Genomic DNA, 22,713 nt, shown 5'->3' on the forward strand with positions numbered 1-22,713 from the left:
CCCCTCGGGGAGCGCCCGCCCTCGTCGTGCGTCAGTGGCGGCGGAGGCGGACGAAGCGGTCGGAACAGCAGGTCACAGCGCGCTGTCGAGCCAGCGGACGACGTTGGAGATGTGGATCGTCGCCCAGGCCTCCGCCGTGCGCGCGTCGCGAGCGGCGAGCGCGTCGAGGATCGCCCGGTGCTCCGACAGGGTCCGGGCCACGGCCGTCTCCTCGGTGATGCCGCGCCACAGCCGTGCCCGCACGGTGGCGCCGGAGATGCTGTCGAGGAGCGAGCACAGCAGGGGAATCCCGGAGGCCGCGGCGATGCGCCGGTGGAACTCCAGGTCACTGGCGACGAGTTCCTCCAGGCTCGGGGCGTCCCCGAGCCGGTCGAGGAGCTCCTGGAGCTCCCCGATCTCGTCCTCGGGGATGCGCTCCGCCGCCAGCGCGGTGGCCGCCGGCTCCAGGATGCCCCGTACCTTCAGGGCCTGGAGCGCCTGGTCGTCCTGGTGGAAGTCCAGGACGAAGGACACCGCTTCGAGCAGCAGCGGCGGTTCGAGACTGGAGACGTACGTCCCGTCGCCCTGCCGTACGTCGAGGATGTTCAGGAGCGACAGCGCCTTCACCGCCTCGCGCAGGGAGTTGCGCGACAGGCCCAGTTCCGCGGCGAGGTCGGCCTCCTTGGGCAGCCGGTCCCCCGGGCGGAGCGCGCCGGAGACGATCATCTCCTTGATCTTGCCGATCGCCTCGTCCGTCACTGCCAAGGCGTCCTCCTGTGCAAGGCCAAATACATCGGATGTGTGTGCTGGGCGCCACCTTACTGCAGGGTCCGCTTCCCTTCTCCGTCAGCGGGCGTTGGGGCCCACGTCCGCCGGGGTCAGCGGGCGCCGGAGCGGCGTCGCCGTCGCGTACTCGTCGGCACCGACGTCACGCACGCCGCCCCGCGCGTCGCCGTCGATGTCATGGGTGACGGGCGCCGGGGACAGCGTGGCCGCGCCGATCGCCCGGCTCGTGCTCGACAGGCGGTACACCCCGTCGGAGCCCCGTACCAGGCGGGGATCGGCCCGCAGGAATCCGCCGGCGGGGATGTTCCCGTCGGCCGCCGCGCCGAACAGGATGTTGCTCTGCCAGGTGAAGCGGACCGTGGTCGCCATCTCCACCAGGCTGCCGGTCTGGCCGACAAGGAGGTTGTCGGCGACGGTGACGTCACGGGGTTCGTGCGGGCGGTGGCTCTCGCCGGAGAGTGCGCCGCCCGCGTTGTCGAGGAGGGTGTTGTGGGCGATGAGGACGCGGTCGGGCGCGTCGTTGCCCCGGCGGGCCTCGGCCGATTCGCCGGGGACGTGGTCGCGTTCCGTTCCGCTGCCGATGACCATCGCCCGCCCGCTGAGGCCGGCCAGGTAGTTGTTCACGATGACGTGGTCGTTGCCGTAGATCCGGACGCCCTCCTCGCCGCCGATGAGGTAGTTGCCTTCGACGAGGGTGCCGTTGCCGTGGCGCAGGACGATGCCGCCGAGGCTGTCGCGGATCGTGTTGTAGCGGATGACGTTGTCGGAGCTCTTGACGGAGATGGCCTCCGGGTCGCCGTCGGCCCGCTCGAACAGGTTGTACTCGACGAGGGCGTGCGCGCTGGACAGGGCACGGGGGCTGACTCCGAGGCGGATCGGTTCGCCGCCGTTGGCGCCCGCGAAGGTGTGGTCGGAGAAGTGGTTGCGGTGGACGTGCACGCCCTGGGCCATGGCCTCGCTGCCCGAGCCCTCGATGCCGAGGAAGATGCCGAGCGTGGTCTTGCCGTGGAAGTGGTTGCGGTCGATCACGGCCTCGTCGCCGCGCACCATGACCCAGTGCAGGCCCTCGATGTCCGCGAGCTGGAAGTCGTTGCGGGTGAGCCGGATGTACGTGCAGGTGGGCGGGATCTCCAGGGTGGTGCTCTGGCGGAAGGAGAAGCCGCTCACGGTCACGTTGCTGGACGCGTCGAAGACGAAGCTCCGTTCGCCGCGCAGCACGACGCCGCCCCGTGACGCGGCGACGATGGTGATCGGCGCGGTGCGGGAGCCGTTCCTGCCGGTGATGGTGAGGGGCTTGGCGGCGGGGACGGTGTAGGTGCCGTTCGCGACGACGATGCGGGTTCCTGGTCCCGCCGCGTCGATCGCGTCCTGGAGGTCGTCCAGGGAGCCGACGTCGACGGTGGGGCCCAGGGGGCGCGCGGGCTTGCACCGGGCGGCGTTCGCGTACGCCGGGGCGGCGAGGGGCAGGACGGCCGCTGCCGCCCCTACCGCGGTGCCGGTGAGGAACGTGCGTCGTTGCATGGTGCCTCCGTGATCGGTCGTGTGAGTCGGATGAGTGGTACGCGTACGGCCCGTCACTTCGAGTCGGCGGGCCCGGACGGGTCCGTCAGGTGCAGCTCGATGACGGGCACGGGTGTGTCGGGCCGCCGCACCGGGAGCCGGAGCGTGAGGGTGCCGGCCGGCTGGCCGCCCATCTGGGTGTTCATCGCGGGGCGGTCGGGGTCGAGCGGCTCCTGGACGATCTCCGAGGCGTCGTTCAGGAGCTGGGCGTACCGCACCCGGCCCGCGAGGCCGGGCAGGTGCAGATGGCGCAGCGGCCAGGAGAAGAGGTGGACGTAGAGCCGGTCGCCGCGCTGGGTGTACCGGCAGTCGGCGGGCGGGGTGTACGGGGAGGGGCCGCAGCCGCGTACGGACCGTTCGTGCAGGCCGGTCCAGCGGCCGATCTCGGCGAGGGCGGCGGTGTCGCGCGGGTCGAGGTCGCCCCGGCCGGTGGGCCCGACGTTCAGCAGGAGGTTGCCGCCCTTGGAGACGCCGTCGACGAGCATCCGGATCAGCAGGTCGGGGCTCTTGTGGTCGAGGTTGTCGCGGTCGTAGCCCCAGCTGCCGTTGAGGGTCTGGCACGCCTCCCACAGGACGGGTCGGCCGTCGACGGTCATCGGCGCGGACGGCTGGTACTGCTCGGGCGTGACGAAGTCCCCTGGGAGGCCGGCCCGGTCGTTGACCAGGATGTGCGGCTGGAGCTCGCGGACCATCGCCATGAGCCGTGGGGAGTCCCAGTCGTCGGGGCCCTTGCCGCCCCACCATTCGCGGCCCGCGTAGGAGAAGTCGAAGAAGAGGTAGTCGACGCGTCCGTACTCCGTGAGCAGTTCGCGGACCTGGCCGTGCAGATACTCCTGGTACTCCCGGATGTCGCGGCCGGCCGCCGCTGCCTTGAACTCCTCGTCGTCGCGCCTCGGGTGGGTTCCGTCGACGGGGAAGGAGGGGTGGTGCCAGTCGATCAGGGAGTGGTAGAAGCCGACCTTGAGGCCTTCGGCGCGGCACGCGTCGACGAAGGGTCCGACCAGGTCGCGGCCGTGGGGCGTCTTCGTCACCTTGTAGTCGGTGAGCCGGCTGTCCCAGAGGCAGAAGCCGTCGTGGTGCTTGGTGGTCAGGACGGCGTACCGCATGCCGGCGGCCTTCGCCGTGCGCGCCCACCGGACCGGGTCGTAGCGGTCGGGGTCGAAGTGGTCGAAGTACACCTGGTACTGCTCGTCCGTCATCTTCTCCCGGGTCTTCACCCACTCGTGGCGGGCGGCGAGGGAGTAGAGGCCCCAGTGGACGAACATGCCGAAGCGGTCGTGGGTGAACCAGGTCGTGTCGGGCGAGGGGGCCGTCGGGAGGTCGGCGTCGGCGCTGGTGGAGGTCATGGGGCATCGTTCCTGTGCGGTGGGGAGGGGCGGCGGGCGGTCCGACGGCGCCGTCAGGCCGGTTCGTGGACGTCTTCGCGGAGCCGTACGCCGGGGGCGACGCGGTTCAGGTAGCCGGTGTCGTCGCGGCGGGTCAGGCCGCACGCCAGGTACTGCTCGTGCAGCCGGTCCAGTGCGTCGCGGTCGAGCTCGACGCCGAGTCCGGGTGTGCGCGGGACGGTGATCGCTCCGTCGGTGAAGCTCCAGGGTGTGGTGACGACGTCGTCCTCGGGCCGCTTCCAGGGCCAGTGGGTGTCCAGGTCGTGGGTGAGGGCGGGGGTGGCGGCGGCGAGGTGGACCATCGCGGCGAGGCTGATCCCGAGGTGGGAGTTGGAGTGCATGGACATCCCGATGCCGAAGTGGTGGCAGACGGTCGCCAGCTGCTGGGCGGCCTTGAGGCCGCCCCAGAAGTGGTGGTCGCCGAGCAGGACGCCGACGGCCCGGACGGGGACCGCCTGGGTCAGGTGCTCCCAGGTGACCACGCACATGTTGGTGGCGAGGGGCATCGGGGCGGTGCGGGCGAGGTCCGCCATGGCGGTGATGCCGGCGACCGGGTCCTCGAGGTACTCCAGTACTCCCGTCAGTTCGTCCGCCACCCGGGCGGCGGTCTCGGGGTCCCAGCTCGCGTTGGGGTCGAGGCGGAGCGGATGGTCGGGGAACGCCTCGCGCAGGGCGCGGATCGCGGCGACCTCGTCGTCCGGCGGGAGGACGCCGCCCTTGAGCTTGAACGAGCGGAAGCCGAAGCGGTCCGCCAGGAGCCGGGCCTGCGCCACGAGTCCGGCCGGGTCGAGGGCCGGTCCCCACGCGTCCGGCTCGTGGCCGGGGTGCGCGGCCCATTTCGCGAACAGGTAGCCGCAGAAGTCGATCCGGTCGCGGGTGGCGCCGCCGAGGAGGTCGGACACGGGTCTGCCGAGGTGCTTGCCCTGGAGGTCGTGGCAGGCCACCTCGAACGGCGAGGTGACGCTCGCGACCGTCTTGGCCGCCCCGCCCTCGCCGATGAGGCCGTGGGCGTCGCGTGCCACCCGGCCGCCGACGATCGCGTCGGCTCTGCGGGACAGTTCGTTGAGGTCGAAGGGGTCGAGGCCGGGCAGCTCGTCGGCGACGGCGCGGAGCAGGTCGAGGTGGGCGGCGTCGCCGTAGCTCTCGCCCAGGCCGTACGCGCCGGTGTCGGTCCTGACCTCCACCACCGCGCGCAGGGCGTACGGCTCGTGGACGCCGACGGCGTTGAGCAGCGGCGGGTCGGCGAAGGCGACGGGGGTGACGACGACGGAGGTGACCTTCACGAGGCCACCGCCACGGCGGGGGCGGCGGCAGTGCCTCGCTCCTCGGTGCGTGCGGCATCGGCGCCTTCCGTCGCGGCGGGCGGGGCGCCTTCCGCCATGCCGGACTCGGCGCCGCCGGCCGTCACGTCGGCCAGTGCGCGGCGGCCCCGGGCCAGGAGGTCCTTCAGCTGGTCGACGTGGTCGGGTGCCGCGTCGACCAGGGGTGCCCGGACGTGGCCGACGTCGAGTCCGCGCAGGCGGGCTCCTGCCTTGACGAGGGAGACGGCGTAGCCGGGGACCTGGTCGCGGAGGGCGGTGAGCGGCAGGTAGAAGTCGGCGAGGAGCCGGCCGGTGGTGGCGGTGTCGCCGGTCGTGAGGGCCGTGTGGAAGGCGCGGGCGATGTCGGGGGCGAAGCAGAGGACGGCGGAGGAGTAGTCGCGGATGCCGATGGCCCGGCAGGCGGTCGCGCTGACCTCGGCGGTGGGCAGTCCGTTGAGGAAGGCGAAGGTTCCGGCGCGGGGGTGGCCGCTGGTGCGTACGGCGGTGACCATGCGTGCCATCGAGTCCAGGTCGCCGTTGCCCTCCTTGATCCCGGCGACCTGGGGCACGGAGAGGAGCCGGAGGGCGGTGCACACGCCGATCCTGGCGAGGCCGCGCCGGTAGACGAGGACGGGGAGGCGTCCGGAGCGGGCGACGGACTCCACGTAGCCGAGGAAGCCGTCCTCGGTGCCGCCGACGAGGTACGGGGGCAGCAGCAGGATCCCGTCGGCGCCCGCGTCCGAGGCGGCGGCGACGGCTGCCCGGGCGTTGCCGAGGCCTCCTCCGGCGCCGGCGTACACGGGCACGCGGCCGGCGACGACGCGGACGGCGTGCCTGACGACCTCGGCGTACTCGGGGGCGCTGAGCGAGGAGTACTCCCCGGTGCCGCAGGCGACGAAGAGCGCGGCGGGGCCGTGGGCGAGCTGGTCCTCGATGTGGTCGGCGAACACGCTCGTGTTCACCTCGTCGGCGGGGGTGAACGGCGTGAGCGGGAAGGACATCAGGCCGGACGGGATCACGGGTGGTGGTCCTTTCGGAGGGGTCGGCCGTTCGGGTCAGCCCTTGAGGGCGCCGCTGGACAGGCCGTGGACGAAGGAGCGCTGGAAGAAGAGGAAGACGATGACGGACGGCAGCAGGGCGAGCAGCGACGCGGCCATCACCACGCCGGGGGTGACGAGGGGGTCGACCCGCAGCGTGCGCAGGGCGAGCGGCAGGGTGTAGGAGGAGGAGTCGGTGGCGACGAGCAGGGGCAGCAGGTACTGGTCCCAGATCATCGTGAAGCCGAAGACTCCGATGACGCCGAGCGCGGGCTTGCACATGGGGAGGATGATCTGCGCGAAGATCCGCAGGTCTCCGGCGCCGTCGATGCGCGCCGCCTCCTCCAGCTCCTTCGGCACCTCCTTCATGAACTCGGTCATGACGAGGATGGAGAACGCCCAGGCGCCGACGGGCACGATCATGCCGGCGAGGGATCCGATCAGGTTGATGTGGACGACCGGCAGGTCGGCGAGGATCACGGAGAGCGGGATGGCCAGGATCTCCTCGGGCAGCATCAGCGTGGCCAGGATCGCGACGAACGCGAGGGTCATGCCCCGGAACCGCTTCCTGGCGAGGGCGTAGCCCGCGAGGACGGAGACGGCGACCTGGAGGAGCAGTCCGAAGCCGACGACGAAGAACGAGTTGAGGAGGTACGTCAGGACGCCCTGGTCGAAGGCGACGGTGAAGTTGTCGACGGTGGGGTCGGAGGGGACGACGCTGAGCTGGGTGGGGTCCTTGACGTGGTTGAAGGCGCTGACGAGCAGGGCGAGGAGCGGTCCCGCGAAGACCACGAGGACGAGGAGGTACGTGAGGACCTTCAGGGCGCGGCCGGCGGCGCTGCGGCTCTCGGTCAGTCCGAGGGCGGTCTCGGTCGGCGCGCTCATTCGTTACCCCTCCGTCGGAACAGGTGGACGCCGACCGTGAGGAGCAGCGTCGCCAGGAACAGCAGGACCGCTCCGGCGGCGCCGACGCCGAGCCGGTTCTGTTCGAGGCCCAGTTTGTAGATCACGGTCATGACGACCTCGGTCGAGCCGTCGGGGCCCCCGTTGGTGAGCAGGAAGACCTCGGTGAAGACCCGTAGGCCCCTGATGGCGGCGAGGATGAAGAGGATGGTGAGGACGGCGCGCAGGCCGGGGAGCGTCACGTGACGGATGCGCTGGAACCTGGACGCGCCGTCGACCTTGGCGGCCTCGTACAGTCCGCGGTCCACCCCGGCGAGACCGGCGAGGAAGATCATCATGTCGTAGGGGGCGCCCCGCCAGATGCCGGTGAGCATGATGGAGGCCATCGAGGTGTCGGGGTCGTTGATGTATCCCGACGGGCCGAACCCCACGAGGCCGAGGAGGGAGTTGAGCATGCCGTCCTCGGTGGGGTGGTACATGATCCGCCAGAGTTCGGCGACGACGGCGATCGGTACGACGACGGGGAGGAAGGCCGCCGAGCGGACGAAGCCGAGCCTGCGGCCCTGTCCTTCCATGAGGAGGGCGAGGGTGAGGCCGAGGAGCATCGAGCCGGCGGTCTGGCCGACGGCGAGGACGACGGTGTGCCAGGCGGCCTCGCGGAAGCCGTCCGAGGAGAGCACGGTGGCGTAGTTCTCGCCGCCGACCCACCGGTTGCCGAGGTAGGGCTGGACTTCCTGGAAGGACATGGTCAGCGCGCTGGCCATGGGGATGAACTTGAAGTAGAGGAAGAGGATCAGGGCCGGGGCGAGGAAGAGCCACGGGGTCCACCATCGGCCTCCGCGACGGTTCCTGACCCGGCGGGAGACGGGCGGCGCGCCTCCTCCTCGCTCGGTCGGCGCCGGCCCGCGCCGGGCCGGCGGGGTGGAGTCGGCCGCCGGGCCGGCGGCCGCCTTCACCTGGTCGAGGCTCGTCATCCGGCGATTCCCTGCTCCTGGAGGATCCCGGCGAGCTTCGTGTCGAGTTCACGCAGCTTCTCGCCCAGGTCGAGGGAGCAGTCGGCCATCAGCGCGTTGACGGTCTCGGCGGTGGTCTGCCGTACGGGGGTCCAGTTGGGGATGGAGGGGGCGTAGCGCCCGGAGGAGCGGTAGACGTCGGCGTACGTCTTCCAACGGGGGTCGGGGCGCACCTGGGTGACGTCGACCGTCTTGTTCACGGGGAGCTGGACGGTGGAGCCGTCGGCGCCCTCCATGCCGAGTCTCTGGCCCTCGGCGGAGATGGCGTACCCGGCGAAGGCGTCCTGTCCGGCGTGGTTCTCCGAGCCGGCCATCAGATAGACGGAGCCGCCCTCGGCGAGCACGGTGGCGTCCTTGGGCCCCTTGGGCATGGGGACGACCTCGTACTTGTCCTTGCCGAGGGACTTGTCGAAGCGGGGCATGAGGTAGGGGCCGACGACGAACATGCCGGTCCTGCCCGCTTCGAACGTCTCGTTCGTCGGCGGGGTGTCCATGGTGACGGCGCCGGGCTGGACGACCTTCCTGTCGCAGCCGAGGGCGCGGAACCAGCGCATGGCCTCCGTCGACTCCTTGCTCGTCATCGACGGCTTGTACGTGCCCTTGCCCGACTCGGTGATGAAGTCGCCGCCGGCGGCCCAGAGGAAGTTGGAGAAGTACCAGGAGGCGTAGCCGCGCTTGGTCGAGAGCGGGGCGGCGAGGCCGTAGGTGTCCTGCTTGCCGTTGCCGTCGGGGTCGCGGGTGGTGAAGGCGGTGGCGAGCGCGGCGAGGTCGTCCCAGGTCTTCGGGGCGTCCAGTTTCAGCTTCTCGCGCCAGTCCTTGCGGATGAGGAGGGCGCCGGCCTGGGCGGAGTACGGGATGCCGTACTGCTTCCCGTCGACGCTCTTGCCGGAGTCGAGGCCCTGCTGGACGAGGTCCCCGCTGCTCTTGATCCTGCCGAGGTCGATCTCCCTGAGGAGCCCCTGGTTGTGCATCGCGCCGAGCTGGGTGACGTCGTTCATGACGATGTCGGGCAACTGCCGCTGGGCGGCGCGCTGTTGGAGCTTCGTCTCGAAGTCGTCGAAGATCGCCGTGACCTTGACCTTGTGTCCGGTGGCCTTCTCGAAGCCTTCGACCAGCCTCAGGGTGGCCTTCTCACCGGGGCCGCCGGGTGTGGTCCTGGTCCACAGCTCCAGTTCCGCCGTGGAGTCCTGCTTGGCGTCCGCCCCGGCAGGGCCGGACGTACAGCTCGTCAGGGCCAACGCCGAGGCGAGAAGACCCGCACCGATCCATCGCGTTCTCTGCATGACAACTCCTGTTCGCCGCCGTCGGCAGCTGGCCTGTAAGCGCTTGCCGGGACGCTAACGCGCGGCCGAACGAGGGTCAATAGTCCGATGACTGAAAAGAGTTGAAACGAATGAGGGCACTGGATGACACGTTCTCTTCGAGGTCTCGTCAGCCGCTTGAGCAGTCATGTAGCGGGATCTGGAGGCGAAGCGCTTCGCCTCGATGCCGGGAGCGCTCCCCGGCGTCACCACTCAGACATCGATCAAAGCTCCGATGTCTGAGCGGGCGCGAGGAATGAGGGCATGGGAATCGAGACAGCTAGGCCCGCGTCGACGCCTGAGCCGGTGCGACGGCGTGCCGCAGGGGCTGGCCGCTGACCAGCCGCCGCAGTTCGTCGCGTACGAGCTCCCCCAGCCGGGCGCGTTCCCGGCCCATGGCGCCGGCGAGGTGCGGGGTGAGCAGAACGTTCGGCAGCGTGAAGAGCGGCGAGTCGGGGGCGGGCGGTTCGGGCCAGGTCACGTCGAGTACGGCGGTGAGGTCGGGCCGGTCGCGGAGGACCCCGATCACCTCCGGCTCGTCCAGCACGGCACCGCGGGCCGTGTTGACCAGGGTCGCGCCCGCGGGGAGCAGCGTCATCAGCCGCCCGCCCACGAGGCCTTCGGTCTCGGGCAGGAGCGGGGTGTGGACGCTCACGACGTCGCAGGAGGCGAACAGCTCGTCGATTCCCGTCAGCCGGACGCCCAGGTCACCGGCGGCGGCCTGGTCGATCACCGGGTCGCACGCGAACACCTCGACGTCGAAGGGCCGTAGGTGCCGGGCGACGAGCCGGCCGATCTCCCCCAGCCCGAGCAGTCCCACGCGGGACCCGTAGCCTCCGGCCACCCGCGGGTCGTGCGGGAAGCGGCGTCCGGCCGCCACCTCGCGACCGAGGCGGTGGACCTGCTTCAGGCCGAGCAGGATCTGGGCGAGGCTGAATTCGGCGACCGGGACGGCGTTGGCCGCGGCCGCGGAGACGATGGGGATGCCGCGGGCCCAGAACTCGGGCGTCGTCAGGTGCCGCACCGAACCGGCGGCCACCATCACCGTGTTCAGCCTCGGCGCCCGGGAGAGCAGCCCCGCGTCGAGCACCGGGGCTCCCCAGCCGGTGAGCAGGACGTCGACCTCCGTCAGGACGCCGGGGTCCCGGAGGAGGGCGTCACGGGTGAGGGCGGGCGCGTGCCAGCGCCCCAGGCGTCCGATGTCCTCCAGGACGTGCGCGGGGTAGACATCGGCCCTGCGCTCCTCCTCCATGACCAGGAGGACATTGGGCGGGGGTGTCGCGGCTGCCATCGGCTGGCCTCCAGGGGCGTGGCGGTATCGGCGGGCCACACGATACATCGGAGGACAGGCCCGATCCGGTGGAAAGGCTGGACAAAACTGTGGGCGATTGCTTGCATTCCCGAGTCGATACATCCGATGTCTATCGTGAGGGATGGCTGGCATGCGCGTGCTGAGGGTCGGGGAAGCAGGGGCGGAGCGCCTCGCGGTCCTGGACGGAGCCGGCGGGCTGCTCGATGCCTCCGGCATCGCCGACGACATCGACCACCGCTCGCTCGCCGACGGCGTGCTCGACCGGCTCGCCGAGGCCGTGGCGGCGGGAGCCCTGCCTGCCCTGGAGGGGCGGGATGACCGCGTACGCGTCGGGGCGCCGGTCGCACGGCCCGGAAAGGTCGTCTGCATCGGCCTCAACTACCGCGACCACGCGGAGGAGACGGGAGCCGAGCTCCCGGCCGAGCCCGTGGTCTTCATGAAGGACCCGTGGACGGTCTCGGGGCCGTACGACGAGGTGCTGATTCCCCGGGGCAGCGTGAAGACCGACTACGAGGTCGAGTTGGCCGTGGTGATCGGCAGGACCGCCCGGTACCTGGAGAGCGACGCGGACGCGCTCGCGTGCGTCGCGGGGTACGCGGTCTCGCACGATGTCTCCGAGCGCGCGTTCCAGCTGGAGCGGGGCGGTCAGTGGGACAAGGGGAAGAGCTGCGAGACGTTCAACCCGCTCGGCCCGTGGCTCGTCACTCCGGACGAGGTCCCCGACCCGCAGAAGCTCTCGCTCCGGCTGACGGTGAACGGCGTCGAGCGTCAGCACGGCTCGACCGCCGACATGGTCTTCCCCGTCGCCGGCATCATCCGCTACCTCAGCCGTTTCATGGTCCTGTACCCCGGGGACGTCATCAACACCGGCACCCCGGCCGGCGTGGCCCTCGGACGGCCCGAGCCCCGGCCGTACCTGCGGCACGGCGACGTGGTCGAGTGCGGGATCGACGGTCTCGGCACCATGCGCCAGACCTTCCGACAGGCCTGAGAGGAGACGCGCATGCGGTTCACCCGGGACGACCGGCTGCTCTTCATCGGTGACTCCGTCACGGACACCGGCCGCGACCGCGAGGACCCCGCGTCCCTCGGCGACGGCTACGTACGGATGATCGCCGAGGCCCTGCCCTCCCCCGCCCTCGTCGTCAACAAGGGCGTCAACGGCCATCGGGTCCACGATCTGGAGGCACGCTGGGCCACCGATGTCCTCGCCCTCTCCCCCTCGGTCGTCACCGTCCTGATCGGCATCAACGACACCTGGCGCCGCTACGACAGCGGACTCCTCAGCCCGGTACCGGAGTTCGAGGCCTCCCTCGACCGCGTCCTCACCCTCACCGAGGAGAAGAGCGCCGCCCGGCTGTTCGTCATGACGCCGTTCCTGCTCCCGGCCGGCCGCGGGCAGGAGACGTGGTTCGAGGACCTCACGCCCCGCACGGACGCCGTCCTGCGCACGGCGGCCGCGCACGGTGCGACGGTGGTCCGCACGGACCTGGAACTCGCACACGCCGCCGAGGTGTACGGCGCGGCGGCCATCGCCCCGGACGGAGTCCATCCCAGCCCGCTCGGCCACCGCGTCATCGCGCGCGCGTGGCTGGCGGCGGCCGCGGCGGGGAGGGAGAGCGAAAGGGCCAACGAAAGAGGGAGCACCTCGTCTGAGAGGCTGTGAGCATGACTGACCTGCCCCTCTGGCGTCGGCCCACCCGCAGTGGTTGGCGCATCGACGTCGACGACGCCCGCACCCGCGCCGACGTGATCGACGCCGCCGGCAGCGTCCGGGCGTCCGTCCCCATCGAGCCCGTGCAGCACTTCACGGGGTGGTTCGCCAAGCGGCAGAACGCGGTCACGAGCCGCGCGTTCGAGGCCGACGGCCCCTCCCTGCCGGCCCGTGGGCCGAGCGCGATCTCGGTGAGCACGCAGGACCCGGGAGCCTTCGTCAGCGACGGTGCCGTCGACGGGCGTCGCCGGGAGAAGACCGGGCGGGCCGCCGTCCACGGCCGGAGCTACACGCTTCTGCACACCGACGGCCGGAGTGCGGACGCGATGCGGGACGGCGCCCGCATCGCGTCGTTCGTCAAGCACGGCTTCCGCCCCCGGGACGGGCACGTCAGCCGCGACGATCACCTGCCCCTGGACGAGACCGACGAACTGGTCCTCACCGTCTTCGAGAAGCTCCTGAGGCCCGGACGCCCCGGGGCCGTGTCCGACGCGCTCACCGACCTCAGCTGATCAGGGGCTTGCGAAGGTGGCGTCCGGATTCGAGCCCCGGCGGTCCTCCCGGGTCCGGACTCGGGCCCCGGCGGTCCTCCCGGGTCCGGACTCGGGCCCCGGCGGTCCTCCCGGGTCTCGTCAGGGGCAGCCGATACGGATGTCGCCCGGGTCGGTGGTGCAGGTGTCCGTGCCGGCGCCGCCGTTGGCGGTGTCGTTGCCCGAGACGCCGTCGGTGGTGGTGAGGCGGTCGTTGCCGTACGTGCCGGTCAGGGTGTCGTTGCCCGGGCCGCCGTTCAGGGTGTCGTCGCCGTAGCCGCCGTCGATGGTGTCGTTCCCGAAGTTGCCGTGGACCGTGTCGTTGCCGTAGCCCGCCCGGATGGTGTCGTTGCCACCGAGGCCGCAGATCACCTCGTTGCCGAAGCCGCCGTTGATGGTCTCCGCGGCACTGGTGCCGATGACGGTGCACCCGCGCGCGTTGTTCACCGACGTGGTCGCGGTGGCCGTGTTGTCGGAGGGCACCGGGTCCTGCGGAGAGCCGCTGACGCCGGCCGAGCCGGTCAGGGTGCCGACGGCGCGGGGTTCGGCCGTGACCGTGACGGTCGCGCTCGCGCCCGGGGCCAGGGAACCGAGGGCGCAGGTGGCACCGGTCGTGGTCGTCGTACAGGTGCCCAGTGAGGGAACGGCCGAGACGAGCGTCGCACCTGCTCCGGAGAGCGTGTCGGAGAGCGAGACGCCGGTCGCGGTGGCCGTGGACGACCCGGCGTTGGTGACCCGCACCGTGTAGGTGGCGCGGTCGCCGATGCTCACCGTGGTCGTCCCGGTCTTCGTCACCGACAGGTCGGCGCGCGGCGGGGGCGGAGGCGTACCGTCACCGCCCTGGTAGCGGGCGAGGGCGAAGGCGAAGCCCGCTCCGTACCCGGCCGCGACGATCTTGCCGTCGGGCTGGACGAGCACACCGCGCGCCTCGTCGAAGTCGTTGAAGCCGGTCACGACGAAGCCGTCGCCGCCGAAGCCGGTGTCCACCGCGCCGTTGACGTGGAGACGGGCCAGGCCGAAGTCGTTGGCCTCGGAGCTGTTCGGGTCGTCGGCGCGTCCGGCGAGCACGATCTTGCCGTTCTGCTGGAGCGCCAGACCGTACGCGATGCCTCCGTCGCCGGGGGCGTTGACCGACGTACGGCCGCCCGTGCCGAAGCCGACGTCCGGGGTGCCGTTGGCGTTGTAGCGGAGGACGGCGAAGCCGAGGCCGCCCGAACCCGCGGCGACGATCCTGCCGTCGGGCTGGACGGCCACGGCGTTGCCGAACTCGGTGCCGCCGAAGTCCGCGGTCACCATGCCGTCACCGCTGAAGGTGGTGTCGAGGGTGCCGTTGGTGTTGTAGCGGGCCACGCCGATGTCGAAGGCGGTGTTGCCCACGTACCCGACGGACACGATCTTGCCGTCCGGCTGGAGCGCCATGCCCCGGGCGATGCCTCCGCCGTCCTGCGGCGAGGTGGGGGTGAAGCCCGCGACGACCGCCCCGTCGCCGCCGAGGCTGGGGTCGAGGCTTCCGTCGGTGCCGAGGCGGACGACCGCGAAGCCCCCGCCTCCGCCCTTGCCCACGGCGACGATCCTGCCGTCGGGCTGGACGGCCACGTCCGCGCCGTCCGCGGACCCGCCGAACTCCTCGACGCGCACCAGGCCGCCCTCGCCGAAGCCGGTGTCGAGACTGCCGTCGGTGTTGTACCGGGCCACGGAGAAGAAGCAGCAGCCGCCGCCCTCCTCCGCGATCACCTCGGTGGTGCCCGCCACGACGATCTTCCCGTCCGACGGCTGGATCGCGACCGCGTTGGCCGTGTGACCGCCGCCTCCGAAGTCGCTGGTCACCGTGCCGTCCCCGCCGAAGCCGGGGTCGAGGCCGCCGCCGGTGTCGTAGCGGGCGAGCGCGAAGCCGGCCTCGCTCACACCGGCCACGACCAACCTGCCGTCGGCCTGCCGCGCGATGTCACGGCCTTCCGCGTACCCGGTGACCGGGGTCGTCACCCGGCCGTCGGGGCCGAACGCCGGATCCAGATCGCCGGGCGCGGCGAACGCGGTGCCGGGCAGCGCGAGGACGAGCGCCATGCCGAGCGCGACCGGCATCCCGGCCCTTCCGCCGGGCCTGCGCCGCCCATCCGCGGGTCTCAGCTGTACGTGGGTCATCTGCGTACGGACCTCCGTCTTCATGGTGTACGGGGAGCAGCGCACAGCTTCGTGCCGGTCCGGGCCCCGTTCCCGCGGGCCGTGCCGGACTACGCCCACCGGCCCCCGGGGAACCACCCCCGCGAGGGAGCGCGCGGGGCGCGCTCCCTGCCGGCCGGGGCGGACCGTCGCGGCCGGGGTGCGGTGGTTGCTCCCGATTCGGCCATGTCGTGGCGGGATCCGATCCCCTGATGTGGTGTCAGGGATGGTTCAGGGGGAAGCCGGGGGTGATCCCCGGCGAACCGGGCCGGGCGGTCGGTCAGACTCGAGGAAGTCGATCATCACCTCCCGGGGGAGTTCCCATGCGTCGTTCCTCGTCCCTGCCGTTCCGCCTGTCCCTGGCCCTCGCCGCCGCGACGACGATCGGTGTCGCCGCCGCCCCCGCGCTCGCCGCTACGGGGGACGCCGGGCACGGCCCCGCTCCGGGCCGCGTCGCCGCCGGTCTGGACCGCGCCGCCCTGCGCGAGGCGATCACGGTGCGCCCTGAGGACGGGACCGCGGGTGTCCTGGCGCGGGTGCACCGAGACGGCGAGACCTGGCGGGGCGCCTCCGGCGATGTCGTGACCGGACAGCGGCTCAGTCGTGACGCGCACTTCCGGATCGGCAGCATCAGCAAGCCCATGGAGGCCGTGATCCTGCTCCAGCTCTCGGCCGAGGGTCGCGTCGGTCTGGACCGGAACGTCCAGGACTACCTCCCCGGGCTGCTGCCGGAGAGCCTGTTCGAGGAGCCGGTCACCGTACGGCAACTGCTCGACCACACGAGCGGCCTGCCCCAGGAGTTCGAGGGTGCCCCTGCCTCCACGTCGCCGGACGAGGACATCGCACGCCGCCTCGACCACGTCACCTTCGACGAGGTGATCCGGCAGACGCTCCGCCCGGAGGGCAGGCCGGCCCCCGGCCCGCGCTTCAGCCCCGGCACCCGGCAGGAGTACAACTCCTTCGGCTACCGCGTCGCCGGGAAGCTCATCGAGGAGATCACCGGGCACTCGTTCCAGCGCGAGGTGAAGGCCCGCATCCTCGAACCGTTGGGCATGCGGGAGACCCGGGCCGCCGTACCCGGCCGCGGTACGCCGGTGCCCCGCCCCTACCTGCCCGGCTACGAGGCGGCGAGCGACGGCCGGCCGGTCGACGTCAACGTGCAGGGCGGACTGCCCGCGAGCATGACGTCCACCACGGGCGACCTGGACCGCTTCATCAGGGGCCTGTTCGACGGCCGACTGCTGCGACCGGCCCAGACCGCCGAGCTGTTCGCGCTACCGAAGGGCCCCGACGGCAGGCCACTGCCCTACGAGGGCGGCGCCAACTGCAACACCGGGCCCGCCAGGGGCACGGCCTGCTTCAGCGTCGGCCTCATGTACACACCGCTCCCGGACGGCTCGGTCCTGTGGGGCAAGACGGGCTCGGACATGGGATACCGGAGCGGTGTCTTCGCCACGCGTGACCTGAACCTGCGGGCGGTCTACGCGACGGGCACCTCGGGCCCGTCCGGGAACGGCGCCCCGGCGGTCGCCCAGCGTCTCGTCGGCGCTCTGTCCGCACGCTGACGTCAGGGTCCCCACCAGCGGGGGACGCTCGGACACCGCGTACCCTCACATCGGAGACGACCACCGGCCTCGCCGGGCGCAGGACGAGCAGGGCGAGCACAGCCGGCAGGGCGGGCAGGACAGGGAACGGAACATGACTCAGGCGCGGGGGCAGGGCACGGAGCCCGGTGGGGACGGGCGGGACCGGGACCTGGACCGGGCGGCGACGGTGCGCGTCTTCATCGCCCTCGCCCCGCCCGACGAGGCGAAGGACGAGCTGGAGCGCGAGCTCCGTGCCGCGTACGACGCGTACCCCCGGATGCGGTGGAACCGCATCGAGGACTGGCACATCACGCTGGCCTTCCTCGGCGAGCTGCCGGTCGCGACCGTGCCGTTGCTACGGCCGCCGCTCGCGGAACTCGCCGCGTCGCGCGGACCGGTGGAGCTGGCGCTGCGGGGCGGCGGGCACTTCGACGAGCGCGTGCTCTGGAGCGGGATCGACGGCGACGTCGACGGACTGCACCGGCTCGCCGCCGATGTGCGCGGTGTGGTCAAGGAGTGCGGCATCCCCTTCGAGGACCGGCCGCTACGCCCCCATCTGACGCTGGCCCGCGCCCGCCGCGACGACCAGTCGAGCGTGGTGGACGTGGCCGCCGGACTTGCCGGCTTCGCAGGCCGCCCCTGGCGGACCGAACGGCTCCACCTGGTGGCCAGCGACTTCGGCCGCGGCCCGGGGCCGATCAGGTACCGCGACATCGAGGCCTGGGCGTTCGGCGATCGCTGATCCCGCACGGATGGGGAGCGGCCCTGCGGGTGCGGCAGCCCTGGCGGTGTGGCAACGCTGCCGGTTCAGCAGCCCTGTCGGTACGGCAACGCTGCCGTGCGGCAGCCCTGTTTGCCCGATGGCGCGTCCCCCGGGTGCCCGTGGCTGCGAGGATGCCCGCCATGGAGACGACACTGAACGGTTCGCGTGCCTCGGCCGCGGTCGGCGATTCGGGTTGGCGCTATCTGCTGGGCGGCCTCCGCACGGCCGTCCCGGTCGGGTCGATGGCGCAGGCCGCCGACGTCGCGGCGCTCGCGGTCGGCGCGTGCGGTGACGACGCCGACGGGCACCTGGCCCTCGACATCCGCCCCGGGCGAGTCCTGCTGACCCTGCAGTCCGCCGAGCACGCGGGTGTCACCACCCTGGACGTCGCACTCGCGCACCGGGTCTCCACCGCCGTCGGCGGGCTGGGGCTGCGCACCGAACCCGAGATCGCGACGGGGGCGCCGCGGTCGCTCCAGCTCGTGGAGATCGCGATCGACGCGCTCGACATCGCCGCGATCAGGCCGTTCTGGAAGGCGCTCCTCGGGTACGCGGACGAGCCGGGCCTCGACGGGCCCACCGACGCCCTCGTCGATCCCCCCTGGCAGGGCCCGGCGGTGTGGTTCCAGCAGATGGACGTACCGCGCCCGCAGCGCAACCGCATCCACTTCGACGTCTGCGTGCCGCACGACGAGGCGCTGCGGAGGATCGACGCAGCGCTGGCGGCGGGCGGCCGTCTCGTGTCCGAGGACCGGGCCCCCGCCTTCTGGGTCCTGGCCGACCGCGAGGGCAACGAGGCCTGTGTCACGACGTGGCAGGGACGGGACGGCTGACAGCGGCCCGGCTGACAGCGGGCAGCCGGGCCGCGGCTGCGGCCTCCCGGCGCCGGAGATCCGTGCCTGCCCCCGGGGCCCTGGTCCGTGCACGCCGAAACCGGTCGGGGGTGCCCGTGCGTGTTTCCCTGTGCAGTGATCGCTCCGGAAAGGGAATCACCTTGTCCATCACAGGTTTCAGCCCGTCCCGTCGCAGTGTCCTCGGCCTGGGCGCCGGTGCCGCGCTCGCCGTCGCGTTACCGCTCGGCGGGACGGCGTACGCCTCCGCACCCGGCGGGGAGGACCTCCTCGCACGGCTCCGGGAGCTGGAGCAGCGGCACTCGGCACGGCTCGGGGTGTTCGCCCACGACGTTCGGACCGGGCGCTCCGTGGCATACCGCGCCGACGAGCGCTTCCCGATGTGCTCGGTCTTCAAGACCTTCGCCGTCGCGGCCGTGCTGCGCGACCTCGACCACGACGGCTCCTTCCTCGCACGGCGCATCCGGTACACGGCGGCGGACGTCCAGCGGTCCGGCTGGTCCCCGAAGACGGAACTGCCCGAGAACCTCGCCCACGGGATGACCGTCGCCGAGCTGTGCGACGCCACGCTGCGCTTCAGCGACAACACCGCCGCCAATCTGCTCCTGCGCGAGCTGGGCGGTCCGACGGCCGTCACCCGGTTCGCCCGGTCGATCGGCGACCGCACGACCCGGCTCGACCGCTGGGAGCCCGAGCTGAACTCGGCGGAGCCGTGGCGCAGGACCGACACCTCGACGCCCCGGGCCGTCGGACGGAGCTACGGACGCCTGCTCCTCGGCGACGCGCTCCCGCACCGGGACCGGGAGCGGCTCACGGAATGGATGCTCGCCAACACGACCAGCGGTGAGCGGTTCCGCAAGGGGCTGCCCGCCGACTGGATCCTCGCCGACAAGACCGGCGGCGGTCGCTACGGCGGCAACAACGACGCGGGCGTCACCTGGCCGCCGGACGGCGGCCCGATCGTGCTCACCGTGCTGACCACGCGTTTCGTGGAGGACGCGGCGCCCGTCGACCAGCTGGTGGCCGACGCGGCCGCGCTGGTGGCGGCGGAACTCGGCTGATCGTGAAAGAGCGCGCGATAAATCGCTTGAGCGTCGCCGCGCGCTTTCCTAGGCTGTGGTCACACGCTGAAAGGAGGTGATCCGAGAACATGGTTTCTTTTCGGATTCGTGAGGTGACTGCGGGCTAACGGCCTGCCGTCGCACTCTGTGCACCTCGGCAGGTCCTCTGCCGAAAACCACGCAGTCACCCGACCCGTGGGCCGCCGGTAATCCGGCCGGCTCCCGTCCGAACTCGAGCGGACGGGACCAAGGCCCACGGGTCGTCTGCGTTCCCGGCCCGCCGCACCCCCTCCCCCGCCCCTCCCCACACCCGCCGCTGTGAGCCGGATCACAGGGAACCCTCGGGCGGAACCGCTCCTCCTCTGGGTGTCGGCGCGCTGCGGCGTCGGCCTCGGAACGGAGGGGAACCCCATGGCGGTCATCGACATCGATCGGCCTCGCACGATCATCGGCGGACGCGGCGTCGCCGCGCTGCTCGCCGTCCTCGCGCTGGTGCACCTCTACTGGGCCACCGGTCTGACCTGGCCCGCCGCCGACGAGCGGGCCCTGTCGCTCGCCGTCCTCGGCAGCGTCGTCTCCTTCGGACCGGCGGTGGTCCTGCCGCTCGCGGCCCTCGAGGGGTGCGCGGCGTTCGCCGTCGCGCTCCACGCGCGCGGCGGTGGCCGCCGACGCGGGATCCCGCGCCTGGTCACGGCCGCCGTCGCCGCCGGGACACTGCTCCGCGGAGCCGTCGGGCTGGTCTGGATCGTGGTCGGCAAGGACGGCTCGGGAGCGGCGTTCCCCTGGTTGAACGCGCTGGTGTACACACCGCTGTGCCTGGTCTTCGGAGGGGCGGCCCTGCGTGCCGCCCGCTGACCCCGTCCGCGCCGCTGACCCCGTCCGCGCAGCCGAGCCCGCCGACCTCGCCGGCGCCGCCGGCCTCGGCGCCCCCGCCGACCGGGGCGTCGTGCTGGCAAGGGCCGCGCGGCGCGGCGACACGCTGGCCCTGCACGACCTGCTCGACCACCTCACCCCGTACATCTCCCGGATCTGTCGTCCGATCGCGCTGGACGACGGACCCGACGCCGCACAGGAGGCCCTGACGGCGGTCTTCACCTCGCTGCGTTCGCTACGGGAGCCCGAGGCGCTCTACGGGTGGGTGCGGGCCATCTCCGTACGGGAGGCGGTGCGGGTGGCGAAACGGGCGGGACGGGCGCGGCCGGCCGAGCTCGCCGACGTACCGGAGAGGGGAGATCCGCAACTGGCCGCCGACATCGACGACGTCCTCGCGCGGCTGTCTCCCGCGCACCGGGCCGTCCTCGTACTGCGGGACATCGAGGGGATGGACGAGGAGTCCGCGGCGGCGCTCCTCGGCGTACCGACCGGCACGGCGAAGTCCCGGCTGCACCGGGCCCGGCAGAACTTCCGAAAGGCGTGGTCCGCGTGAACGAGAGCGACGAGAGCCCTGGGGGCGGCACGAGCGCCGGGGTCGGCACGAGCGCTGAGGGCATGGCGGGCAGGTGCGGCCCGCTGCTCGACGACGTACGGCGGATGCAGGTCATGGTCGCCGGTGTCCGGGGTGCCCGGCTCGTCGAGCGGGTGCTTCCCGCGCCGCTCCCCCGGGTCTGGCAGGTGATGGGGGATCTGGAAGGAGGCTTCGGCGAGTTCCAGCCCGACATGCGGTCGGTCCGGATCCTCCGGCGTGAAGGCGACCGGGTGGAGGCCCTCGCCCGCAGCCGCTACGGGCTGCGGGCACACTTCCACGGCGTGCTGCGGCCCGGCTGGTGCTGGCTGCAGAGCCGGTTCCTGGTGATCGGGATGGCGGCCGTGGCGGCCGAGGACGGGAGCGGGCACACGCGGGTCGCGCTTACCGGTGGCGTACGGGTCCCCGGGCGCGCGGCGCTGGTGCCGTTCGGCGCGCGGCGCGAGCTGGAGGAGGCGATGACGCGGCTGGCCGGGCGGGTCGGGTGACGCGGCCGGTTCTCACCCGCTCGCCTACGCACTCACCCGATTGCTCGCCCTGAGCGAACGGATCACACAACCTTGGTTGGAATCTTGCCCTTTGGGCCCTCCTCATGATCATATTCAGGCCTTTCTTGTGATCATTACCAGGGGGTAGAAATGACCAGAGGCATGGACCGTCGTTCCGTCATGCGCGGCGTGGCGACAGCGGGAGTCGGGGCCGCCGCAGGCGCCCTGACCATGGGAGGCGGTACCGCGTACGCGGCCGGCTCCGGGGGCGACCCGTACAGCGTCGATGTCATCAGCAAGGGTGCCGACCCGACCGGTGCCACCCCGAGCGACGCCGCCTTCCGTGCGGCCGCCGCCGAGGTGCTCGCCTCGTTCCAGCCCGGTCCGATCTCCGGAGCCATCCCGAAGAAGGTCCTGGTCGTCCCGCCCGGCACGTATCTCCTGACCCAGCCGGACTCGCTCCTGCCGAACGTCAACGGCGAGGGCAACGGCGGGATCGTCGACGGGGTGTCGATCACCGGCTACGGCAAGCGGCTTTCGCGGATCGTGTACTCGCCGACGGCGGACGACACCACGCTCTGGACGAACTACCAGCGCTACAAGAACATCCGCATCTCGGGCCTGACGTTCACCAGCACCAACGCCACGTCGAGCTTCAACTACGCCTACTCGTCGGCCGACTACGGTGTCCAGGACACCTGGTACAGCGACGTGGAGTGGCGCGGCAGCTGGAAGCGGGGCATCGGCCTGGACGGCCCGGCCACCACGTCCAACCTGAACAGCGAGATGGGCTGGGACCACTGCCAGGTCGGCGGATCCTACTCCGACGCGTTCCTCGTCATGGGGATGACGACGGCCGCGACGCAGCAGGACCAGTTCCTCAACTACTGGTTCCGCGACTGCAAGGTGGAGTACCAGTCCGGGGTGTTCGTGAAGAACAACCGCGGCGGTTCGATGAACTTCATCGGCGGCTCGTACATCCTCACCGACCCCGCGTCCACCGGCACGTTCTTCAAGCTCACCCCCGACGCCACCACCCGGGCCGACTCCGTCACCCGGCTGTACGCGCAGGGCATCCGCTTCGAGCTGCGCGGCGTCGGCCACAAGGTCATCGACTCCCAGTGGTACAAGGGCAACATCACCTTCGAGTCCTGTGACGACACCGCCCTGAGCTTCAAGTCCTGGGCGCCGAACGCCGTCACGCACGTCTACGACTTCAACGCCAACGGCGCCCGGGGCCCGATGGTGCGGTACGTGGACTGCGGCCTCATGGGCTCGCACCAGGTGTCGACCGGGTCCACCCCGACCACGTACGGCAAGGTCCTGTACGACGGTTGCCGGTTCATCGACATGACGGCGGCGACCGGGACGACCGGTTTCCTCCGCTGGACCGGGGCCGTCGCGCCCCGCTACGAGATGCGTGACTGCCTCATCGGGGCGAGCTACCTGGCGGACGTGAAGAACCCCGCCTGATCGACCGCATCAGCAGACGGGCGCGGGCCGCGACGGACTGTCGCGGCC

21 protein-coding genes are annotated in these 22,713 nt (G+C 71.9%); 11 read left to right on the top strand and 10 right to left on the bottom strand.

Features of this window, described 5'->3' with window-relative positions:
* Positions 1-72 precede the first annotated feature (72 nt).
* From ACFQ79_RS34055 to ACFQ79_RS34095, 9 genes are all read right to left on the bottom strand, one after another.
* The gene (locus tag ACFQ79_RS34055; RefSeq protein WP_383590616.1) at positions 73-744 is read right to left on the bottom strand and encodes a FadR/GntR family transcriptional regulator; all 672 of its coding nucleotides are present in this window, start codon (positions 742-744) and stop codon (positions 73-75) included.
* An 81-nt stretch (positions 745-825) separates the two neighbouring features.
* Positions 826-2,286, bottom strand: coding sequence for a polysaccharide lyase 6 family protein (locus ACFQ79_RS34060; RefSeq protein ID WP_383590618.1), 1,461 nt, complete (start codon positions 2,284-2,286; stop codon positions 826-828).
* A gap of 53 nt (positions 2,287-2,339) precedes the next feature.
* Positions 2,340-3,671 (bottom strand): alpha-L-fucosidase, encoded by a 1,332-nt coding sequence (locus ACFQ79_RS34065; protein WP_383590620.1) that lies wholly within the window; start codon positions 3,669-3,671, stop codon positions 2,340-2,342.
* A 53-nt stretch (positions 3,672-3,724) separates the two neighbouring features.
* A complete protein-coding gene (locus ACFQ79_RS34070; protein WP_383590622.1) occupies positions 3,725-4,993 on the bottom strand; it encodes an enolase C-terminal domain-like protein in 1,269 nt (422 codons plus the stop codon).
* Positions 4,990-6,030, bottom strand: coding sequence for a 5-dehydro-4-deoxyglucarate dehydratase (locus ACFQ79_RS34075; RefSeq protein WP_383590624.1), 1,041 nt, complete (start codon positions 6,028-6,030; stop codon positions 4,990-4,992). The genes ACFQ79_RS34070 and ACFQ79_RS34075 overlap by 4 nt, the downstream gene beginning before the upstream one ends.
* Positions 6,031-6,066: 36 nt before the next feature.
* Positions 6,067-6,933: a carbohydrate ABC transporter permease gene (locus ACFQ79_RS34080; RefSeq protein WP_383590626.1), complete on the bottom strand. Its 867-nt coding sequence runs from the start codon at positions 6,931-6,933 to the stop codon at positions 6,067-6,069.
* On the bottom strand, positions 6,930-7,925 hold the full coding sequence (locus ACFQ79_RS34085) for a carbohydrate ABC transporter permease (RefSeq protein ID WP_383590628.1): 996 nt from the start codon (positions 7,923-7,925) through the stop codon (positions 6,930-6,932). The genes ACFQ79_RS34080 and ACFQ79_RS34085 overlap by 4 nt, the downstream gene beginning before the upstream one ends.
* Positions 7,922-9,247 carry an ABC transporter substrate-binding protein gene (locus tag ACFQ79_RS34090; RefSeq protein WP_383590630.1) on the bottom strand — a complete coding sequence of 442 codons (1,326 nt, stop codon included), beginning with the start codon at positions 9,245-9,247 and terminating at the stop codon, positions 7,922-7,924. Before ACFQ79_RS34090 ends, ACFQ79_RS34085 begins: the two co-directional genes overlap by 4 nt.
* 298 nt (positions 9,248-9,545) lie before the next feature.
* On the bottom strand, positions 9,546-10,556 hold the full coding sequence (locus tag ACFQ79_RS34095) for a hydroxyacid dehydrogenase (RefSeq protein ID WP_383590632.1): 1,011 nt from the start codon (positions 10,554-10,556) through the stop codon (positions 9,546-9,548).
* 151 nt (positions 10,557-10,707) lie between these two features.
* On the opposite strand from ACFQ79_RS34095, the gene ACFQ79_RS34100 reads away from it, so the two are divergent.
* Genes ACFQ79_RS34100 through ACFQ79_RS34110 form a run of 3 tightly spaced genes read left to right on the top strand, consistent with a single transcriptional unit; the run spans position 10,708 to position 12,803 of the window.
* Positions 10,708-11,568, top strand: a complete 861-nt coding sequence (locus ACFQ79_RS34100) for a fumarylacetoacetate hydrolase family protein (protein ID WP_383590634.1) — start codon at positions 10,708-10,710, stop codon at positions 11,566-11,568.
* Between the two features lie 12 nt (positions 11,569-11,580).
* On the top strand, positions 11,581-12,243 hold the full coding sequence (locus tag ACFQ79_RS34105) for a GDSL-type esterase/lipase family protein (protein WP_383590636.1): 663 nt from the start codon (positions 11,581-11,583) through the stop codon (positions 12,241-12,243).
* A 2-nt stretch (positions 12,244-12,245) separates the two neighbouring features.
* The gene (locus tag ACFQ79_RS34110) at positions 12,246-12,803 is read left to right on the top strand and encodes a hypothetical protein (protein ID WP_383590638.1); all 558 of its coding nucleotides are present in this window, start codon (positions 12,246-12,248) and stop codon (positions 12,801-12,803) included.
* Positions 12,804-12,923: 120 nt separating this feature from the next.
* Here the strand turns inward: ACFQ79_RS34110 and ACFQ79_RS34115 are convergent, their stop codons facing one another.
* Positions 12,924-14,903 (bottom strand): calcium-binding protein, encoded by a 1,980-nt coding sequence (locus tag ACFQ79_RS34115; protein ID WP_383590640.1) that lies wholly within the window; start codon positions 14,901-14,903, stop codon positions 12,924-12,926.
* Between the two features lie 401 nt (positions 14,904-15,304).
* On the opposite strand from ACFQ79_RS34115, the gene ACFQ79_RS34120 reads away from it, so the two are divergent.
* The 8 genes from ACFQ79_RS34120 (at position 15,305) to ACFQ79_RS34155 (ending at position 22,665) form a co-directional block, all read left to right on the top strand.
* Positions 15,305-16,546: a serine hydrolase domain-containing protein gene (locus ACFQ79_RS34120; RefSeq protein WP_383590642.1), complete on the top strand. Its 1,242-nt coding sequence runs from the start codon at positions 15,305-15,307 to the stop codon at positions 16,544-16,546.
* A gap of 133 nt (positions 16,547-16,679) precedes the next feature.
* Positions 16,680-17,309, top strand: a complete 630-nt coding sequence (gene thpR, locus ACFQ79_RS34125; RefSeq protein ID WP_383590644.1) for an RNA 2',3'-cyclic phosphodiesterase — start codon at positions 16,680-16,682, stop codon at positions 17,307-17,309.
* Positions 17,310-17,470: 161 nt separating this feature from the next.
* The gene (locus ACFQ79_RS34130; protein ID WP_383590646.1) at positions 17,471-18,163 is read left to right on the top strand and encodes a VOC family protein; all 693 of its coding nucleotides are present in this window, start codon (positions 17,471-17,473) and stop codon (positions 18,161-18,163) included.
* Positions 18,164-18,324: 161 nt separating this feature from the next.
* Positions 18,325-19,242, top strand: a complete 918-nt coding sequence (gene bla, locus ACFQ79_RS34135; RefSeq protein ID WP_383590648.1) for a class A beta-lactamase — start codon at positions 18,325-18,327, stop codon at positions 19,240-19,242.
* A 411-nt stretch (positions 19,243-19,653) separates the two neighbouring features.
* Positions 19,654-20,097 (top strand): DUF3995 domain-containing protein, encoded by a 444-nt coding sequence (locus ACFQ79_RS34140; RefSeq protein WP_383590650.1) that lies wholly within the window; start codon positions 19,654-19,656, stop codon positions 20,095-20,097.
* A 91-nt stretch (positions 20,098-20,188) separates the two neighbouring features.
* Positions 20,189-20,668 (top strand): RNA polymerase sigma factor, encoded by a 480-nt coding sequence (locus tag ACFQ79_RS34145; RefSeq protein ID WP_383590655.1) that lies wholly within the window; start codon positions 20,189-20,191, stop codon positions 20,666-20,668.
* Positions 20,665-21,192: a hypothetical protein gene (locus ACFQ79_RS34150; RefSeq protein ID WP_383590652.1), complete on the top strand. Its 528-nt coding sequence runs from the start codon at positions 20,665-20,667 to the stop codon at positions 21,190-21,192. Before ACFQ79_RS34145 ends, ACFQ79_RS34150 begins: the two co-directional genes overlap by 4 nt.
* A 162-nt stretch (positions 21,193-21,354) precedes the next feature.
* On the top strand, positions 21,355-22,665 hold the full coding sequence (locus ACFQ79_RS34155; protein ID WP_383590653.1) for a hypothetical protein: 1,311 nt from the start codon (positions 21,355-21,357) through the stop codon (positions 22,663-22,665).
* Positions 22,666-22,713: the final 48 nt, after the last annotated feature.

Source organism: Streptomyces sp. NPDC056480 (genome assembly GCF_042795405.1).
Classification (GTDB): domain Bacteria; phylum Actinomycetota; class Actinomycetes; order Streptomycetales; family Streptomycetaceae; genus Streptomyces.

What these genes read in the sequence shown, in the direction of transcription:
- ACFQ79_RS34060 (WP_383590618.1), bottom strand. Translation starts at nt 2,286, where the DNA reads ATGCAACGACGCACGTTCCTCACCGGCACCGCGGTAGGGGCGGCAGCG.
- ACFQ79_RS34065 (WP_383590620.1), bottom strand. Translation starts at nt 3,671, where the DNA reads ATGACCTCCACCAGCGCCGACGCCGACCTCCCGACGGCCCCCTCGCCC.
- ACFQ79_RS34080 (WP_383590626.1), bottom strand. Translation starts at nt 6,933, where the DNA reads ATGAGCGCGCCGACCGAGACCGCCCTCGGACTGACCGAGAGCCGCAGC.
- ACFQ79_RS34085 (WP_383590628.1), bottom strand. Translation starts at nt 7,925, where the DNA reads ATGACGAGCCTCGACCAGGTGAAGGCGGCCGCCGGCCCGGCGGCCGAC.
- ACFQ79_RS34090 (WP_383590630.1), bottom strand. Translation starts at nt 9,247, where the DNA reads ATGCAGAGAACGCGATGGATCGGTGCGGGTCTTCTCGCCTCGGCGTTG.
- ACFQ79_RS34095 (WP_383590632.1), bottom strand. Translation starts at nt 10,556, where the DNA reads ATGGCAGCCGCGACACCCCCGCCCAATGTCCTCCTGGTCATGGAGGAG.
- ACFQ79_RS34100 (WP_383590634.1), top strand. Translation starts at nt 10,708, where the DNA reads ATGCGCGTGCTGAGGGTCGGGGAAGCAGGGGCGGAGCGCCTCGCGGTC.
- ACFQ79_RS34105 (WP_383590636.1), top strand. Translation starts at nt 11,581, where the DNA reads ATGCGGTTCACCCGGGACGACCGGCTGCTCTTCATCGGTGACTCCGTC.
- ACFQ79_RS34110 (WP_383590638.1), top strand. Translation starts at nt 12,246, where the DNA reads ATGACTGACCTGCCCCTCTGGCGTCGGCCCACCCGCAGTGGTTGGCGC.
- ACFQ79_RS34115 (WP_383590640.1), bottom strand. Translation starts at nt 14,903, where the DNA reads ATGCCGGTCGCGCTCGGCATGGCGCTCGTCCTCGCGCTGCCCGGCACC.
- ACFQ79_RS34120 (WP_383590642.1), top strand. Translation starts at nt 15,305, where the DNA reads ATGCGTCGTTCCTCGTCCCTGCCGTTCCGCCTGTCCCTGGCCCTCGCC.
- thpR (WP_383590644.1), top strand. Translation starts at nt 16,680, where the DNA reads ATGACTCAGGCGCGGGGGCAGGGCACGGAGCCCGGTGGGGACGGGCGG.
- ACFQ79_RS34130 (WP_383590646.1), top strand. Translation starts at nt 17,471, where the DNA reads ATGGAGACGACACTGAACGGTTCGCGTGCCTCGGCCGCGGTCGGCGAT.
- ACFQ79_RS34140 (WP_383590650.1), top strand. Translation starts at nt 19,654, where the DNA reads ATGGCGGTCATCGACATCGATCGGCCTCGCACGATCATCGGCGGACGC.
- ACFQ79_RS34155 (WP_383590653.1), top strand. Translation starts at nt 21,355, where the DNA reads ATGGACCGTCGTTCCGTCATGCGCGGCGTGGCGACAGCGGGAGTCGGG.